We start from the raw sequence: 1,746 nt of genomic DNA, 5'->3' as shown, positions 1-1,746 counted from the left end.
GGCTGCGCGGCGGACACGCCAACGTCACCGCTGAATGCCACGCCATTTTTGCAGAACTTGACGCACACAACTCTTTTTCGGCGCAACGGGATGGCTCTGCCGCGCCTCGCGACGATGACAGCAATTTCATTGCTTTTGAATCGCGCTGACCAGCGCCAGGGAAGTGCCGATAGTCGCCCCCCATCGGCGCCGCCAAACGCAGTTCAATACCAGGCAAAGCGGTTTTGATAAGTACCGGCGCAGCGGGTTGGCCCTGCCGCGCCTTGAGGGCGAACCAACGTCGAATGTCCAGTAGTCCATTAGCCCAAACGCCGTCGGACTAGCGTCATTCAACGCCCAGATCATTTCATCGATGAGCTGGTCGTTTCGAGCTTTGTCCGTTCCGAACCGTTCGCCGTTCCAATGGAATGATGCTGGGGAGTGTATGTGTAAGTCCCACTCACGCCATTCAGATCCTCTGGAGGACCTGTTCAGGAGCCTCCGGATCCGCCGTACACCAACCCTGGGATCTCGGGACAACACCCTGCTCGCCCCCTTCTTATCCATATTCGCTTTGTTTGGCGCCCGGATACAGCGCATCAGCAGCCCCCCTCCAGCTAACTGAGAGCGCCTGCCGAAACACCGCCGATCAACGCCCGTTAGGCACACGGCAGCGCGCGAAGACGTAGGCGACGCCCGAGCCATACTCAGTGGCATTGGTGCCTTTTCAGACGGCTGTGACGGGACGGATGCAGTTCTATCCAATGGCTGCCAAGTTATGCGCCACTTGGCATTGTATTCGCCAATACAATGTTCCGGCCGGTATCATCTCGATGTCAGATGGCTGCCGCCACCTGGCCTGCCCCTGAAAAGTGGTCGTCTGAGGTATAACATTCGAGCTGACCAGAGGTGAAGAACGGCCAGACACAGGATACAGAACGCATCGAGTCTGATACCGCCTGGAAGTAATTCTACTGACATCTCCCGGTTTTCGTGACACCAAATCGCGCCCTCGATCTTAAACGCGCCGATAGACCGTATCGACTCATTTCGCACTTGCATCGACGATGATGTCGAGGATGCCAGCAACGCGGATGCCCTCAATGGTCGAGGATTTGGGGTTCCACTACATGGTGGACCGGCACTGGCGTCTCAACTGAGGAAGCCTTTATTGAAGCCGTAAGCATCCGGTAGGGACCGCGGCGTGCCGGATTTGAAGGGACAACTAGCTGTCGCCTGTTAGCCAGTTGGATCGAGCTGGTCTCGAATGATTTCGCGAAGGGCCTCGATGCGGAAGTCGCTAAAGGCAGGAGTTGCGATTCCGTCGAGATCATAGACCCACAGCTTACCATCCTCAGGCTCGAGCTGGTCCGACAGCTCGCACAGCAGGTCTTCATCCTGGCCCAGGATTTGGGCGACGCGCCGGATCATGAAGACGTGGGCGATCGCTGCCATGGTTCAGGCGGCTGCCGCTTGCTGATCGGGCTTTCTCCATTCCCACGGTAGCAATTCAGGAAGCCGGCTATGTGGAATGCCGGCGATGCGCGCGAGCACGTCGGCCAGCCAGGCCAACGGATCGACATCGTTGAGCTTTGCCGTCGTAATGAGCGTGGACATGGCGGCTGCTCGGGCAGCGCCGCGTTCGGAACCGGCGAAGAGCCACGATTTGCGATTATGAAAAGGTATGCATAACCGCAATTATGCTCAGGCCAGGATTATGCGCAGTTTGTGTGCGCGACGTTCGGGATGCGAGCGGATGCCGGGCAT

1 protein-coding gene and 2 pseudogenes are annotated in these 1,746 nt (G+C 58.0%); all 3 read right to left on the bottom strand.

Annotated elements, in window-relative coordinates; genetic code table 11:
* Window positions 1-175: 175 nt before the first annotated feature.
* Window positions 176-474, bottom strand: a pseudogene (locus AC0L17_RS34315) (hypothetical protein); the annotation flags it as partial.
* Between the two features lie 744 nt (window positions 475-1,218).
* Window positions 1,219-1,434, bottom strand: a complete 216-nt coding sequence (locus AC0L17_RS34310) for a hypothetical protein (RefSeq protein ID WP_473518964.1) — start codon at window positions 1,432-1,434, stop codon at window positions 1,219-1,221.
* A 3-nt stretch (window positions 1,435-1,437) separates the two neighbouring features.
* Window positions 1,438-1,650: pseudogene (locus AC0L17_RS34305) on the bottom strand (transposase domain-containing protein); the annotation flags it as partial.
* Window positions 1,651-1,746: the final 96 nt, after the last annotated feature.

The sequence above is a fragment of the Mesorhizobium sp. WSM4829 genome (assembly GCF_055811475.1).
Note: the sequence above shows the minus strand (reverse complement) of the source record. Positions and strands in the feature narration are given on the sequence as shown.

What these genes read in the sequence shown, in the direction of transcription:
- AC0L17_RS34310 (WP_473518964.1), bottom strand. Translation starts at nt 1,434, where the DNA reads ATGGCAGCGATCGCCCACGTCTTCATGATCCGGCGCGTCGCCCAAATC.